Here is a 14532-nt window from a genome sequence, read left to right on the forward strand (position 1 = left end):
AATATTAAGTGCATGTTTTTAATAATCTAAGATGAATTTTTTTACTTGTGTAGAGTTTTAAATCTTTATATCTTAACAAAATTTACTATAGTTCCTCTTTCCAAATCCTCAAAATCAACTCCACCTTTTTTAATGTAATGTGGGCTATGATACTTTTCAAAATGTACTCCTCTATCTTCAATCTTGCCTGATAGTTTGAATCCTAAATCGCATATTTCTTGGACAAGTCTCTTAATTGAATACTTTTTCTTATTTCCATTTACATCTCTAAAATTTGATAAATGAAATGGAAGTATAGACAATATTCCATCCTCTCTTAACACTCTATGTACTTCTGTTAAAAACTTTAATCTGTTTATGTTCTCACCATGGAGAATATCATATAGCAATATACAGTCAATTTCATTACTCTGAAAATCAAGAGTATTTCTTTCCTTTGAATGAACTGTATCAATATTTGAAATTCCCCTATCACTTATACCATCTTGAACAAATTTCAATATTCTCTTATCTATATCAACTGCATATACCTTTCCTTTTGATCCAACAGCTTGAGCTGCTGAAAATGAATAATGTCCAAATCCACAACCAAAATCTATAACACTTGTCCCTTCTTTTACACCTATACTCTTTAAAATCTCTACCCCTTCAGTCTCTTCCCAGTGTCTTACTTTCTCGTGGTTATTCATAAATTTCTACTCCCCTATTTCTAAGTTCTTAGTCCAACATGTACTAGCTGGGGACGGTTCATTAATTTTATATATAAATTGATGAACCGTCCCATTGCTTGTACCATTAGATTATAATTCCTCAAAGTTCTAATAACTCGTTTAGCCCATCAATTTTATAGTCAGCATATTTTTCAATTTCACTAATCTTTTCAGGCCATAATGACTTAATATGATTGGTAGTTAATACAGTAGTCATTCCTAACTCTTTTGCAGTTTTTAGTTCACTATTCCCTCCATCACCAACATATAAACAGTCACTAGAATGCTCTTTTATACTATTTAAAGCTACTTCGTAAATTCTTTTATCAGGTTTCATAGCTCCAACATCACAGGAAAATATTGAAGTATCAAAGTAATTTACTAGTGGTGAATCCATCCACCCTAACTTATCAATGCAGTCTGCATTACTAATTAGTCCAATTTTCTTCTGTAACCCTTTAATTTTTGAAATAGTATTGATTGTATCACTATCAATCTCCAATAAACATTTTTTAAATCTATTTATTCTAGCTTTTGTAGCTTGAATCAACTTATCCTTTGAAATTTCTGAATTTATTTCAAAAGCTATATTTTGAACAATTATATATGGATCTTTCAGTTGTCCAATACCTCTTTCATAATATTGTTTTTCAGAAACTTCTTCCCATATTCTTTTTTCAATAGTTAATATATTGTATTCATTTTCTATACTGTCATCACTATACACAGGATTAGCCAATGTAAAAAACAGGTCAAAAAATACTGCCTTATACCCATTTATTAAGTTCATTTTGTACCCCTCCTTTAATCAATATTGTCATCCATACATCCTCGTCCATATTACCTCTAAAAAAGATAATACTATACAAAATTAAAACCATTAACTAGGCTATTACGCAATAACTATTGATCACTAAGGTGTTACCACATAATTAGATTTCCCTTTCACAATTTCATTTTTTTCTCAAAATCATAGATTGAAAATGATATTTTCCACCTGTTTCAATTCTTTCAAAACTGATTACCTCAAAGTAACTTGAAACCACTTTCTTTATATTTTCATCTGTATAAAATGAGAAAAATCGATGTGGATTATATATGTCATCTTCCCATATACCTTCTGAATCCTCACCACCGTATACTCCCATAAAAAATAATCCTAAAGGATTTAGCACGTTTCTAATTTCTTCTAATACTATATTGAGATTTGCCTTCTCAACATGCAATAGGGAATTCATTGACCAAACAGCATCAAATTTTTTGCCAATTTGATAAAGATTATAAAAATCTAACTGATGTGATTGAATACCTTTTTCCTGACATAATCTTATCATTTCATCGGATAAATCAACTGCCATTGCATCTATATTGTTATCCATAAAAAACTTACTGTCTCTTCCATTTCCTGCACCAATATCTAAAAGAGTAGACTTACTTTCATCCATTAAAAATTTCAGAAACGAATCCCTTGGTTTCATCTTCCATTCCTGTAATTTGCTCATTTCTCTTTCATTAGCGAAATTATTATATGACTGCCTTAAAATTTCTTTTATTTCCATAGTTATTTGCTCCCCCTCACAACTTTAGTCAACCTTCAACCTAAGCAGGGGACTGTTCATTAATTTAATTATTAGATTAATGAACCGTCCCTTGCTTGTACCTTTACTTTGAAATAATCCATTCCTTACTCTTTAACTCAAAACCAACACTTTCAGCAAGCTTGATTGAAGCATGATTATCTTCCTCTACCAAATATATAGGCAATAAATTTCTCTCTTTACACCAATTAACGCAGCCCTTTACCACTTCTTTTCCATACCCCATCTTTCTGTAATCTTCATTACTATACACAGCAATATTACATCCATCTTCGTAAATATCAGAAATCAATGCCATTGCTGCCATTTTATTTTGGTTAGTAATTATAAATTGTCTACCTTCTTTTATAACGTCCTTTTTTCGTTCAAGGAACTTCTCTATGTTTATGTCTCCCTTGAAATGTACACTTCTTACCAGTTCTTCACTCATTGTGACTGCCTTTGTGTTAAATATCTTTTCTGTATCGTCTATAGTATACCTTCTCATCTTTCTTAATCTGTAACTAGGCTCTTCTATTCTCATATCATCAAGAATATCCTCTATAGATTCAACACTTCCATCAAATCTACTCTTACAAATATCTATGAATCTACTAGATGTTGAACATATTTTTTTATTATTATATTCCGATACAATAACAGGATAAAAATATTGCTTATTCAGTAGCTTATCCCTGTATATAGATTCAGTAACCATAACTTTATCATTGCCTCTCTCATGCTCAGCACCTAAAAAACCATAATAATATTTATTAAAATCCATTATTCTCACACTCCATAGAATACAAATCAATCCAAGCACTGAAGAATCTTCTTCTTTGTACTATGTTCCTTGCTTCTGTATTTCACTATTTTTCAATTGTATAAATTAATTGAGGAATTTTTCGTTCTTTATTAACAAGTGATTTAATTTCACAAGTTTGTACAGCTCCCATTTTCATATAAAATACTTTTGCTTCAGGACTTGTCACTATTTCAATCTCTTTGATGCCAAGATTTTTACAGTTTTGAACCATATGATTCCATAATATTCTTCCATATCCTTTGCCTATATATTTAGGTTCAATATAGAAATATTCTAAAGAAGCTTCATTCTCATTAATTAAAATACTATAAAATCCAATAATATTCTCATCTTTTTCTATAATAAAAGTTGGGTTATTATTTATAAACTCCTCAGTTACCTTATAAATAGACTTAGGCATATTCAAATAAATAACTAGTCAGTATACTAGTCTATTTTGCGAACTGCTTCATCCTTGGAACCCGCTGATAGAACTACTATCAGCGGGTTCCAACTCTTCGCATTACGCAAAATATCCGTCGCATCTTTGACTTGTTATTTATTTTCATATACCTTAAACTTTTCCATGTAGTCAGAATCATACCCCCAATATGACTCTGATCTTATAGCAATATTGGTTAAGGGTTTAGATTCATGAATTTTAGCCCTTCGTATATTCATCATTAACTTTTAATTTTCCTCCTTTTCCCAACGATATGGTATTAAATCATAAATAGTAACCACAGTATCTTTTTTTACCATTACCTCACATTTATAATTATCATCATGTATTTGAGAAATAAATTCTCTACATCTTCCACATGGTGGAATTATTGTTCCATCTTTATAAACTGAAACCAGTTTAACTATCCTGTTCTCGCCAGCAGTAATCATCGCAGCAATGGCAGCATGCTCTGCACAAAACCCCATAGAAGAAGGAGTATCTATACATACTCCCGTGTAAACTTTACCGTTTTCACTCAAAATTGCTGCTGCAACTGACCCTGCATAAGAGCTTTTTGAAAGCTTTTTAGGATTTAATGTTTTTCTTGCGATATCATATAATTCTTCAAATGTCATATTCATCTTCCTCCCCAATATATATACAATGTAAATAATAATCATCATAATACACATTTTTTATTTAGTTATATTTTACCATACTATAAACAAACAGGGGACGATTCATGAATTTATTAAAGAAATTCATGAACCGTCCCTAGCTTGTACGTCTTTCTTACTTTACAAAGACTATTCTTTGTATACGCCTGTTTTATAATCATATTTCCATCCCATATATTCATAATCATTACATATCCTTATGAATCCATCAACATTCTCATGAAGCTTACGGGTTACAACCCCAGCTTTATTCTGATTATCCACGTTTCCTTCTGCTACTGTATATGTGCCCTTATCTGAGGATAATACAATTCCAATGTGATCTCTAGGTAAAATATCATTTGCTTGCTTATACTCTTTTGGTATTATATTATTATACACAATAATATCTCCTCTTTCAGGAACAAAATCTTCACTATCTTCTATATAAAAACCTACTTCAGGTAATGAAGCCCACTGGAACCATCCTAGTACCCCTACATATCTATCACTGTTTGGATGTCTTATTGGTAGTTTAAATCCAGCTTCAAAACAACAATGATAAATAAATGCAGCACACCAAGAATACTTAAGTTCCTCATGGCAATTTACTTCTGGCCAATACTTAACTATCTTATTATAATCCTCATCATATTCCTCTCCTACTATTTCTCTTTTAGCCAATGTTTCTGCTATCTTTGCTAAGGCTTGTCTTTTATTGATTCCCTTTGCTGTAAATCCATTTTTCTTCTCAAAATTAAAATCATAAACACTAAGATTATTCAGGTTAAACTCATGAAAGAGATTTTTCAGTCGTTTAGCATCATTTTCATATATATCAAATTTCGTATTATATAAGAAATGTTGCATTACATCTGCATCCTTTAATAGTTCATCATATTCTCCATGAATATTTTTTTTATCGCTATGGTGGAATATTGCTGAAAGGATTAATTTCTGTTCTTGTTCAGTGAATATTTCAAGATCCCTTAACATTGGTCGTGCATATTCTGCGCCATTATGCGCATGGTTATCACCTATCCCTGTACGATAATAATAAAGATCATGTAGCATTCCTGTTACTGCAGCTATCTCAGGATTCAAGTTTCTCTTCAATGCAAACTGCGCACAAAATTGAGATACTCCATAAAGGTGTACATATCCAACCCTTCTTATTGCTTTATCCTTAACATTTAAAAATACCTCATTTACAATTTCCCTTATTTTCTCTAATCTATTGATAGTTTTCCCCTCCTCTTCATCTAATTCTGAAATCTCAATCTTATATAACCTACTTATAAACTTCCATTCTTCTCATGTTACCAAATTCACCTGTGAACTGTACCAGCCCTCTTTGTATCAAAGTTTTTATTCTCCAAAATATACATACATCTCCTACTATATCTTCAGATATACTAATGCATTCTCCAACAATTCTAGTACATCTTAAGGGGCTGTTAGTAATATTATTTAAGATAAATTCATCAAAATATGCTATATCCTTATTTACTAATCGTCCATTATAAAATATCCTTAAATATCCACTATCCAATTTTTGATTGTTCCATTCCTTTAATAACTCTGCTCTTCTCTCATCAGTTAGTTTCTCTCCTGCTGCCATAATTTCCTGGTATTCTTCTGGTTCTACTTCCATACTACATTTAAATTTTTCCTGTGAATTTCCCGGTTTATAATCTCCTGAAAAATTCACAATAGTAATTTTATTATTTATATGATTCAATAAAGAAATAGTATATAATAGCCCGGCATACTCCATAGCATTTTCTCCAAATAATATATATACCTGTTCTCCCTTTATATGTTTACACTTTTTTTCAAATACTTTATATTCATCATATATACCATCAATATTAAAATTCATTTCCTCATAATAAACCTTTTCAAGCCATTTTTTTCTTTCACTAATATCTCCATTAACAACTAGAGGACCTATACTAAAATCATCACAGAATGTGACAACTTCCCCTCTTAATATAAACCCTTTAGATATAGCAAACTTTGCTACCTCCTCTGTACTTGGCGAAAAACATATATATTTCATATTTAATTACTCCCCCTGTCAGCTATCCAATCAACAATTCACCTACTTGTTAAGTAGTCATCCATTTAACCTTAATCATATTCTCATAGTAAATTTAATTTAATTTTATTTATATAGATCTTATAATTTAACTACAGCCCCTAATTTACCTTTTCAATCTGCTACTCCTTTTTTTACTATATACCCGTTTATTCTTCTTATTTTTTGTATGTTATCTATATTTTACCATAACTTCATGATTTTTATGATGTTTTTTTCCAAAAAAATAGCAATATATTCACAATGAACGTATTGCTGAAAGTTAACTCTTAATTATTAAATATACCTTATTCTTGCCTATCAAGTATTCTCTCAATAGTACTAGGTAAATCATTAATTCGATTCTTGATAAACACTGGATAAAACTCTTCATCTTTGAATCGTTCAATTGAAACCCATTTGAACTCATATTCATGATTTCCTTCAATAGTATGGAATACCTCATTATCATATATAGTACTATCCCCTTCATGCTCCATTAAATAATAAAAACATATTTCATGATACCTATGCCCGTAGTTATCAAAAAAGCTTTCACATACCCACAGCAATCTATTGATAGTCACTTCTATATCTAACTCTTCTTTCATTTCCCTGATTAGTGTAGTTTCTGTATCCTCTGTCATTTCTACTCTTCCACCAGGCAAAGCATAAAAATCATCTTTAATCCCTCTATGGATAAGAACCTTTCCATCATTAATTAATATACCTGCCGTTCTGAAATTGAATATCCCTTCTTGAGTTTTAAAATTAATCATAGCTTATCCCTCTTCCCTTCATTAGTTTTTTTAATCTATTACAAATTACAAACTTCATAAGATTTTCTTATATTTCTTCCAACATCCTCTGGTTTATGTGCATCTGATGCTGTTATGAGTTTAACTCCATTTGATATCAAAGATGATAAAAGTTGAGCATTCAACCCTAATTCTTCATGATTGTAATTATTATATAACCCACAACTAAACTCTGCCAACATATTATTGTCTTTTAATGCTAATGCCAATTTTTTATAAAGATTAGATAAATCAATCTTAGGATAGAAATCAAAACACTTAATGGAATCTGGATGTGCTAAAATATTAAATAATTTTGATTCTACAAGTTTTATCATCAACTCATAATATCTTAAATATACTTCATCAACTTTTTTTCTTTCCCAAGTATCTATAGTAGCTGGATGATCGAAACCCCATCCATCAATCCAGTGAATTGAACCAGTTAAGAAATCCCAATCAAAGTCTGATACTAGCTCTCTTATTTCGTCTTCTTTATCTATGAAATAACATACCTCTAAACCAAACTTCAACTTAATAGGGAACTCTTTTTTTCTCATTTCCAATATAAATTTCTTATACTCTTCAATATCAATTTTACATTTTCTTTCTATCCATTGAGTTTGATATACCCCACAGTTTTGATCTAATTTAATACTTTGATATATCTCCTTAAATTGAATAAACCTATGAGAATGCTCAAGTAGGTACAGTTCTTTTATTCCCATATTCACAGCACTTTTAATGAATTCACTTATCCACTCTTCAGTATATGAACCACGTTCTATGTGTACATGTGCATCAAGCATTTTGTCCCCCTTCAATAATAATAATAATAATAGTACCACCTAAATAAGCTTCTTTGAGTTATCTTCACTTTCTATATTTTACCACAAATTAGCACAGCAATACATTCTCAAAGTAATGTATTGCTGCGAAATAATTTTTTATTATATACCTGCTCTTAAATATTTATATCTTTAAATCTTCTCTTCCCACTTTCTCCAAGGCACTATTAAACACAGTTGGGAACTGTTTAAGATCCCCAAGCAACTCAAATACCTTTTCTCTTCCATAAACATCATGTATTAATCCCCATACATCACATCCAAAAAAATAATTCCTTGAGTTCTGCAATTTAGGAGCCTCATCCTTGCTCTGTTCTGGTGTATGTAATCCCCACCAATATTCCACAAAATATTTGTTTAACTCATTTATATCTTTAATCTCATTATTTCTAATCTTGGTTATCTGTGATTTAAACTCTTTAAATGTATTATCAAAATCATCTTTTAAAAATCTCCATGATTCCTCATCCATACCAAAATCTTTTTTATGATTAATGAACCGTCCCCTATTTATCTATTATTGATTGTACTCTCTAGCAGAACTTCTTATACCATTAACATCAATGAAACTCCACATGATATACCCAAAGAATGCACCACCAGCAATCCAGAGTACTATACCTACAGGAATCATAATTAAAGTAAAAGTTAAATCACCTATATAATTTTCTATTTGCACTAAAAAACACAATAATCCCCAACCTACTATACCATTTAAAATAGCCATCTTCTTATATACTTTCTTATCATAATCTTCATTAATTATTGAGTAATAAAACTTCCACTCATTTACTCCAATAAAATATCCAATAATAACTCCTAGTATCACCTTAACCCCTAAGTAAATCAAAAACCTACTAAAATCCTCATTTATTTCTCCTAATACATATCCTAAGACAATACTTAGAAGAGTAACTAAGACAACTCCCCTACCTAATACTCCATTCTTTAGAATGAATTTTTCTTTTTCACCTCTCACCACATATCCTATAATCTTCAACATTTGCTTATTCTGTTTCAACTTTATCTCCCTTTCCTGTTAAATCATTAACTCTTCTAATAGTTTTATACAATCCTCTTTAAATTCCTTCAATTGCCTATCCTCTGGCTGGTTAAGCTGACAAGCTAACATTGTTATCACCCTATATAATTTGTATATATGAATATTATCAAAATACTTCTCAGGAATACTCTTAACTGACTTATATCCACTGTAGAAATACTCTATAAACTGTTCCATATCATACATCTTCATAAATACCTGAAATGCAGCTATATCATCATAACAAGGTGCTGCGGATGCCCATTCATAATCGATTATTCCTGATAGATGTCCGTTGCATACAAGCATATTATTGGGAGCATAATCACAGTGACACAATACAAATTCTCCACTATAAATATCATCAATATCAATGTTATTAAGATATGTATATTGCTCCTCTGTAACGCACTTAAATTCATATACCGTATTCAAAAATGACATGAACTCTTCTTTAGAAAATATATTATACTCAACCACATTGAGGTCTTTATGTATTAATCCTTTCTTATTGAAGCTAACCTTATGCAATTTAGCTAGTGCTTGTCCAGCTTCAAATATCATTGTTCCAATACCATCTTCACCAAGCACCTTAATCATTCCTTGATTTAAAACTTCTCCTAATGATTCTCCCTTCAACAGGGTCCTAATCATATAGTATTCACCATCATATTCACCAATATGAATTATCTTAGGGACTGGCACACCAGCACTATCCCCCATTAATTTTGTTAGTGCTGCTTCTGTCTCTAACCTCTTGAATTCTTCTTTTGTTGTGAATTTAACTAAATATTCATCCCCTTCTGTTATAAAAACCCAGTTATTATTCTGTTCTCCCCTAACCTGGAATGCTCTATTTAAGTTCTTTTGAAGAACTATCTTTGCAATCCTCTCTAAATCATTATATCTATCAATGTTCATAATTATTTTGTCCCCTAACATGTTAGATTTTTCATTTTTTGTACCACTCTGGCTCCCCATGGGTAACAAAATCATGTGTATCAAAAATATTCTTTTGTCTCTGTATAACCATTTCTAGATTATTAAGTTCATGTCCTCCAATTATACTAGCATGAAAGTTAAGTGCAACAAACAAATTGTATTTTCTCCAGAAATAATCTGGAACGAATCCAGCAAAATACCCATCTACTTGACCTTTTGAGAATTCAACACTAATCCTATTTGTATATTTAGGAAGCTTAAAAAATTCTTCTAATGGATCTCCCCAATCAAATCTATTAAAATCTATTATTCCACTTAGTTCATTTCCATTAAATATCATATTCAATGGCTGAAAATCATCATGTTGAAATCTTGTAGGACTATCTTTCAATATCTCATAATTTTTTTCAATATATTCTTCAATTACATCTTGCTTATAAAATGTATATCCTAACTCTTTAACTGTCTTCTTCTTTCTCAAACACTTGTCCCATCTTTTCTTATACCAATCAAAGGTTTGTAGTGGTTCTACCTTGTGGATCTTTCTCAACTCTTCAGAAGCTTTCCATCCTAAAGAATACTGATCTTCCTTTGAAAGCAATGGCAATACGTCTTCTCCGCTCTTACCCTCTATAAATGATAACAAACTTATGCACACATTATATTCTTCAAGTATAAAGAACTCCAATGGTTCTGAACATTTAACCCCGTTGTCATAATGTACTCTTAAATAATTAAATTCCTCCTTCTTCCGCTGAACATCTTTAAGCTGTGAAACCTTTAATAACAATGATGTACCATCAACCAATCCCAATAAATACTTAGCATCATCTGAATACCCCTTTAATATTGGCTTTATATCCTCCACTTTATACTTATTAAGATATGCTAAAGCTTGTTCAAGAATCATTCTTTGTATCTCCATCATACAAACCCTCCCCACATGTTTTTTCTTTCAAAATAATAATGCCCATATTTAGGCATTATTATCTTGTCTAATATTTACTTTTAGTTTGGTTTTTCATTGTACCATATTATTGGATTACTTTCCTTAATCTTTTTAAGTAATTAAAAATATAATTTCTTCATTCAAAAACATTTAGAAGTCATATATGATATTTCCTCTTTAGTTAGTGCTTATAGCATAAATCACCGATCTCTTAAATGTTATACCGTCTTCAGTCCTAAATTGCTCGAGCCCTTCAAATGCATCTTTTTTGAATTTTACAAGATACTCTTCTCCTCTATCTTGTATCTTTTCAAGTATTCCTCTAATTGCATTTGCCCAAGTCTCTTCCCACCATTCTTCTTTATCCTTATATGTAAACAGCTTATCCTCAATAGATACCTTTATTTCTTTAAACCCAGCCTCTTCTAAAGCCGACCTTACTCCTTCTTTAGAACATATATCTATTCTTTTCTCATCATTTTTCTTCTTATGATCTTTATTACTCTCTTTTTTCCCATGATTAAGATGCCTTTCAACCACCTCAGTAATCCACTTAGTATCCTCCTGCATTCCCCATGTTACAAAAGAAAATTTTCCATTAGATTTAAGGACTCTTCTTACTTCAGCAAGATTCTTATCTCCATAATATAAGTAAGGAAAACCAAATCCATTTAGAATATAGTCAAACTTATTATCTTCAAACTCTAATTTATTAGCATCCATTACTCTAACTTCTACATTTGATAGATTTTCTTCTTGTCCATTCTTAATACATTCTTCAACCATTCCACTTGAAATATCAATACCTGTAGCGTATCCTGCCTTTCCTATCTTCTTAGCTGTTGGTATTAATGAAGCTCCAGCCCCGCATCCAATATCTAATACAACTTGTCCAATCTCAATTCCACATTCTTCAACTAATCTCGCTCCAAAATAGTTCCAATATTTTGGTCCTACCTTTCCAAAGTTCTTTGATGCTCTATCCCATATTCCTATTAAAGGATTTTCTTTTCTTTTTTGTTCATTCATTGTTTTATTCCCCTTTACATTTGTTCTTAATACTATTTTTTCTTCTTTAGAGATTTCTTTTTTGCCTCCAAGGATTCATTAATATGTACAATATGATGACGAGTGCCAGGCATCAGTATAAGACCAGCTACATTCTTTTTACCCCAGAAATCTATCAACCAATTTGCCCCTTCAACATCTAATACAGCTCCTTCTTGTAGTACTCGTTTCAATCCCTCTTTTGATGTTTTCCTCTTCATATCTTCTGATTTGAGATTCTTAATTATCTCTTGAGTCCTTCTTCCTACTGCAATTTTATATTCTCTAAGAGCTTTCATATTAATTTCTTTGCTAAAATCTAGAATTTCTTCTGATGTCATAGCATTACCCGTATCACATATTTTTGAATTAATTCTCTCCAGCCAATTATCTGAATTAATCACCTGCTGACTATCAGCAACCAATATGCTCATAGTTATATCTTCAATTCTCGCAGAATGCCACATTCCATATGCTATGGTTCTCCCCTTCTTGTTTGTTATTGTTCTGAATATCTCCTCATCTAAATCTTCCCAAAGTAAATCATCAAAAGTTTTATCTTTACTCTGCGACATCTTATAAGCATGTACCATTCTATGTTGCTCTAAACATAGTTTAATTGCTTCATTAAATCTACCTTTTTTTAGTATTATTTCTCTTAATTTCTTTTGATTTAAATTCCATAGTTCTCTTTTATTCTCCACTCTTATCCACCCTTTATTTTATTAGAATACTATAAATTATTCTTCGATATCCTTTATATTTTTTTCAGTAGATTTGATTTTGTTCAACCCATTAATGGCATTAACAATACTATAAGTACAACACACTATAACCCCACACAAAAAAATTATTCCCATAAAGACAAGCATATTATTTAGTTGTTCATATGCAGCACCAGTAATAAACATACATAACAAAAATCCTCCCACACATGTTACTATAGCCTCTTGAATTCCTGATTTTTTTTTCATATTCCCCTTTCCCCCTTACCTCAATACCTTACTTCAAACCCAAAACTTTTTTATTGATATTTTCCTACTTATTCAATGTATTAATCATTTCCCAATATATCATCTTATCATCTCTATTAACTTCACTCATACCTACCTTATGCAAAATTCTTTTAGAACCTATATTATCAATTAAGCAATCAGCTGTTATTTTCTTTACCTTATCCTGCTCTAATCCCCATTGAATAAGTGCTTTAACTGCTTCATATCCATATCCTTTTCTTCGTTCACTTTTCATCAATCCGTAACCAATATCAATTTTTCCTTTTTCATCTGGTTCTCCTTTAAATCCCCCATCACCGATTATTAGCATGTCTTCTTTTCTTACAATAATCCATCCATCAAAACCATTTGGCTCACCTAATTCTTTTAGCTGCTCTTTTAATTTAGGGAAAAAGTCAAAGAAAGCAGGATGTGGCCAATCATCACTCCTTCTGTATCCTAGTTTTCTAAGTGATTCATTATCTTTATTTAAGGTGGAACATACAATTTCGTATGATATTGGTGTCAGAATTAATCTTTCCGTTATAATTTTTTTCTCACTCACTTTTTATTCCTCCAATTCTGTAAGTAGTTTAATCAATAAGATTTTCATCTTTCATTCTCTTTAAAGAATCATCTATTGATTTCTCAAGTTCTTCTTCAACTGAATAATATACAGCTATTTGCATCAATGCCACCATTGCTTGTTTCAACTCTCCAGCTAAAGCGTCTTTACTTGGTTCTCCATGTTTCTGCATTTTTATCCCACTATTTTCAAAGTGATTAACTTCACTTGCCACTTCCCCACATTCTTCAAGAAGCCTAGTAACCATTTGAAAGGGTTCAACCCCCTCAGGAAAACGCTTATAGTATCCCTGAACCATTTTATATAATTTGTCCATTATTATCCCCTCCATTTAATATCATCTTCTTGTTATTCTTTTTCTGATTTCTTCAAGTCGTTTTTTAGATTCATACGGCTTTACAATATTCTCATAATCTTCACCCGGGATATTACTATGATCAAAATTTATCTTTTCATCATAATCAACAATCCGCTGTAACAATTTTTCACATACATATTCCCCACAATAAGCACAGTTTTTTATATCTTTTGATATAACACAAGGTCTCACAGGACAGTTATCATCAATCAATTTAGGATTATCACATGATACACATCCCTCACACATTATATCTTTTGGTTCAATCCTAAAACCAAAATACTTGTACCACCCGTCACTCAAAATCTGCCTCTTATCTTCCTTCTCGATATTCCCCTTATAAGCCAAACATAGATCACATCTATAACCGCATTTTGTTAGTATCATTTTCTTATCCCCCATTTTCTATCATATTTCTACCTATTCTTATCAATGTATATATCCAATGCAATTATACTTCTCTTCATAAGCTGTATTAATAATATCAATGCATATATACTTACCCCAAATAAGAATATTCCCCCTAATATTATCGGTAACATAACTAACAATGACATCATTATATTCATCCCCAAATCCCCTTTCTAACTTTTTCACTTAGTTATATTTTACCATAAATTTCAATGTGATAAGTATAAATCAACTACAAGCAGGGGACGGTTCATGAATTCTTTTAATAAATTCATGAACCGTCC

The 14532-nt window shown here is 31.0% G+C and carries 21 protein-coding genes; all 21 read right to left on the reverse strand.

All coding sequences use genetic code 11. The features are described from left to right. Positions 1-65: 65 nt before the first annotated feature. Positions 66-689 (reverse strand): class I SAM-dependent methyltransferase, encoded by a 624-nt coding sequence (locus tag KDK92_RS17400; RefSeq protein WP_250860636.1) that lies wholly within the window; start codon positions 687-689, stop codon positions 66-68. A 121-nt stretch (positions 690-810) separates the two neighbouring features. Beyond that, positions 811-1500 (reverse strand): HAD family hydrolase, encoded by a 690-nt coding sequence (locus KDK92_RS17405; protein ID WP_250860637.1) that lies wholly within the window; start codon positions 1498-1500, stop codon positions 811-813. 163 nt (positions 1501-1663) lie between these two features. Beyond that, a complete protein-coding gene (locus tag KDK92_RS17410; protein ID WP_250860638.1) occupies positions 1664-2269 on the reverse strand; it encodes a class I SAM-dependent methyltransferase in 606 nt (201 codons plus the stop codon). Between the two features lie 103 nt (positions 2270-2372). After that, complete coding sequence (locus KDK92_RS17415; RefSeq protein WP_250860639.1) at positions 2373-3071, reverse strand: GNAT family N-acetyltransferase; 699 nt, start codon at positions 3069-3071, stop codon at positions 2373-2375. Between the two features lie 85 nt (positions 3072-3156). Beyond that, positions 3157-3513 (reverse strand): GNAT family N-acetyltransferase, encoded by a 357-nt coding sequence (locus KDK92_RS17420; protein ID WP_250860640.1) that lies wholly within the window; start codon positions 3511-3513, stop codon positions 3157-3159. 269 nt (positions 3514-3782) lie between these two features. Continuing rightward, positions 3783-4172 carry a cytidine deaminase family protein gene (locus KDK92_RS17425; protein ID WP_250860641.1) on the reverse strand — a complete coding sequence of 130 codons (390 nt, stop codon included), beginning with the start codon at positions 4170-4172 and terminating at the stop codon, positions 3783-3785. 171 nt (positions 4173-4343) lie between these two features. Further along, the gene (locus tag KDK92_RS24840) at positions 4344-5492 is read right to left on the reverse strand and encodes an HD domain-containing protein (RefSeq protein WP_338115281.1); all 1149 of its coding nucleotides are present in this window, start codon (positions 5490-5492) and stop codon (positions 4344-4346) included. Then, positions 5485-6255, reverse strand: a complete 771-nt coding sequence (locus KDK92_RS17435; RefSeq protein WP_250860643.1) for a DUF1835 domain-containing protein — start codon at positions 6253-6255, stop codon at positions 5485-5487. Before KDK92_RS17435 ends, KDK92_RS24840 begins: the two co-directional genes overlap by 8 nt. Before the next feature lie 326 nt (positions 6256-6581). Beyond that, positions 6582-7052, reverse strand: a complete 471-nt coding sequence (locus KDK92_RS17440) for an NUDIX hydrolase (RefSeq protein ID WP_250860645.1) — start codon at positions 7050-7052, stop codon at positions 6582-6584. Between the two features lie 38 nt (positions 7053-7090). Beyond that, positions 7091-7879, reverse strand: coding sequence for a PHP domain-containing protein (locus tag KDK92_RS17445; protein WP_250860646.1), 789 nt, complete (start codon positions 7877-7879; stop codon positions 7091-7093). Between the two features lie 163 nt (positions 7880-8042). Beyond that, a complete protein-coding gene (locus KDK92_RS17450; protein ID WP_250860648.1) occupies positions 8043-8390 on the reverse strand; it encodes an endo-beta-N-acetylglucosaminidase in 348 nt (115 codons plus the stop codon). 45 nt (positions 8391-8435) lie between these two features. Continuing rightward, on the reverse strand, positions 8436-8939 hold the full coding sequence (locus KDK92_RS17455; RefSeq protein WP_250860649.1) for a hypothetical protein: 504 nt from the start codon (positions 8937-8939) through the stop codon (positions 8436-8438). An 18-nt stretch (positions 8940-8957) separates the two neighbouring features. Continuing rightward, positions 8958-9881 carry an aminoglycoside phosphotransferase family protein gene (locus KDK92_RS17460; protein WP_250860650.1) on the reverse strand — a complete coding sequence of 308 codons (924 nt, stop codon included), beginning with the start codon at positions 9879-9881 and terminating at the stop codon, positions 8958-8960. 31 nt (positions 9882-9912) lie between these two features. Continuing rightward, positions 9913-10830: an aminoglycoside phosphotransferase family protein gene (locus KDK92_RS17465; RefSeq protein WP_250860651.1), complete on the reverse strand. Its 918-nt coding sequence runs from the start codon at positions 10828-10830 to the stop codon at positions 9913-9915. Positions 10831-11028: 198 nt separating this feature from the next. Beyond that, positions 11029-11880 (reverse strand): class I SAM-dependent methyltransferase, encoded by an 852-nt coding sequence (locus KDK92_RS17470; protein WP_250860652.1) that lies wholly within the window; start codon positions 11878-11880, stop codon positions 11029-11031. A gap of 32 nt (positions 11881-11912) precedes the next feature. Further along, a complete protein-coding gene (locus tag KDK92_RS17475; protein WP_250860653.1) occupies positions 11913-12602 on the reverse strand; it encodes a DinB family protein in 690 nt (229 codons plus the stop codon). 36 nt (positions 12603-12638) lie between these two features. Next, positions 12639-12872 carry a hypothetical protein gene (locus KDK92_RS17480; protein WP_250860654.1) on the reverse strand — a complete coding sequence of 78 codons (234 nt, stop codon included), beginning with the start codon at positions 12870-12872 and terminating at the stop codon, positions 12639-12641. 64 nt (positions 12873-12936) lie between these two features. Then, on the reverse strand, positions 12937-13458 hold the full coding sequence (locus KDK92_RS17485) for a GNAT family N-acetyltransferase (protein ID WP_250860656.1): 522 nt from the start codon (positions 13456-13458) through the stop codon (positions 12937-12939). A 28-nt stretch (positions 13459-13486) separates the two neighbouring features. Beyond that, positions 13487-13795, reverse strand: a complete 309-nt coding sequence (locus KDK92_RS17490; protein ID WP_250860658.1) for a nucleoside triphosphate pyrophosphohydrolase family protein — start codon at positions 13793-13795, stop codon at positions 13487-13489. Positions 13796-13816: 21 nt separating this feature from the next. After that, complete coding sequence (locus KDK92_RS17495) at positions 13817-14224, reverse strand: DUF3795 domain-containing protein (protein WP_250860659.1); 408 nt, start codon at positions 14222-14224, stop codon at positions 13817-13819. 29 nt (positions 14225-14253) lie between these two features. Continuing rightward, a complete protein-coding gene (locus tag KDK92_RS17500) occupies positions 14254-14406 on the reverse strand; it encodes a hypothetical protein (protein WP_250860660.1) in 153 nt (50 codons plus the stop codon). Positions 14407-14532: the final 126 nt, after the last annotated feature.

The sequence above is a fragment of the Oceanirhabdus seepicola genome (genome assembly GCF_023684385.1).
Lineage (GTDB): Bacteria > Bacillota > Clostridia > Clostridiales > Clostridiaceae > Oceanirhabdus > Oceanirhabdus seepicola.